The organism is Bartonella sp. MM97QHHN, from assembly GCF_042194285.1.
Classification (GTDB): Bacteria; Pseudomonadota; Alphaproteobacteria; order Rhizobiales; family Rhizobiaceae; genus Bartonella.
The window spans coordinates 1-1,087 of record NZ_JBHIMS010000058.1 but is presented as its reverse complement, the minus strand read 5'-3'; the positions used below and the strand labels follow the sequence as shown (position 1 = coordinate 1,087).

The 1,087-nt window shown below is 48.0% G+C and carries 1 protein-coding gene; it reads right to left on the bottom strand.

Annotation, left to right across the window (positions count from 1 at the left end):
* Window positions 1–1,087 (bottom strand): alanine-zipper protein (locus ACFIJW_RS02930; RefSeq protein ID WP_375633228.1); only part of this gene is annotated, 1,087 nt, incomplete at both ends.

The following is a 1,087-nucleotide window of genomic DNA, read 5'->3' as shown; positions in this document are numbered from 1 at the left end:
GCCTCATGGTTAGCATAACCTGCTGTCTGTTTGGCTTCTTTTGCTATCTTTTCAGCTTCACCCGCTACTGTCTCTACCTGTAATGCCTTCTTTTGTGCACCATCAGCTACCTTCTTTGCCTCTTCGGCTATAGACTTCGCACTACCTGCTACTTGTTTTAGACCATCCAAAGCACCTTTCGTTTCTTCTGCTACCTTCTCTGCTGCTTCCGCTTTACTCTTTGCTGCTGTAGCTATACCCTTCAACGCCTCCACACTCGCTTCACCTGCCGTTTCTCCTGAACGCACCGATGCTTCTGCTGCTACCTTCGCTTCGTTGGCTATTCGTGTTGCTTCTGTTGCACTCTGTTGCGCTTGCTCGGCTTTCGTCTGTGCACTATCTGCTGCACTTTTCGCTTCTAAGGCTGTCGCTTTGGCGCTCCTTGCTTCTTCTTTTGCTTCTTCTGATAAGCTTTTTGCACTAGAGGCGGTTTGACTTGCTTGTTCACTCGTGGATTTCGCTTCAGTCGCAACAGTCTCTAAATTTTCTGCTTTAGATTTCGCATCGCTAGCCTCTTTTACAGCTTGCTCTACTTTCCCTGTCGCCTTATCAACGGCGCTTTTCGCTTCCTCCGCCAAACCCTTCGCCTCAGATGCCGTACTCTTAGCTTCTCTTGCTTCTGTTAATGCTGTAGTCGCTGTAGATTTTGCTTCATTCGCAACTGCCTCTACACTTTCGGCTTTAGCCTTTGCTGTTTCTGCTGTCTCCTGTGATGCTGCTGCCAACCGTTTTGCTTCTTCTGATAATGTTTTAGCTGCCTCAGCACTCCCTTTCGCATCATTGGCTATACTAGATGCCCCGCCCGCTGTTGTTTTCGCAGAAGTCGCTTCTCTTAATGCCTGTTCTGATGCCTTTTGCGCCTCTGTAGATGCCGTATTCGCTTTTTCCGCTAAACCTTTCGCCTCTTCTGACGTGCTTACAGCTGCCTCTGATTGTGATTTGGCTTCTCTTGAAGCTGTTAATGCTGTCTCTACTCCCGCTTGTACTTGTGAGGCTGTTTTTGTGAGTTCTGTAACAGAAGATGTCGCACCTTCTGATAACTCTTTTG